The 262-nt window shown below is 66.0% G+C and carries 1 pseudogene; it reads right to left on the reverse strand.

Annotation, left to right across the window (positions count from 1 at the left end):
• Window positions 1–262, reverse strand: a pseudogene (locus SB772_RS42275) (hypothetical protein); the annotation flags it as partial.

Below are 262 nucleotides of genomic sequence, written 5' to 3' on the forward strand. Positions count from 1 at the left end.
GGCCTTGCCGAGCAGCCGGGACAAACCTTCGACCAACGGCGTTGCCTGCGGGAAGTCGAAGCGCGCCAGCAAGCGCTGATTATCCGCCCGTGAGTGGCGGATATCGCCCGAGCGCGCCGCGCCATAGCTGATCGCAGGCAGGCTGCCGATCACCTTCTCCAGCGCCGCCAGCAGTTGGTTGAGCGACGTGGCCTGGTTCAGCCCGATATTCACCGCCCCCTCCTCGACCTGCTGCTGCTCCAGCGCCTGGATCATCACTTGC

This window comes from Paraburkholderia sp. SIMBA_030 (assembly GCF_046535245.1).
Lineage (GTDB): Bacteria > Pseudomonadota > Gammaproteobacteria > Burkholderiales > Burkholderiaceae > Paraburkholderia.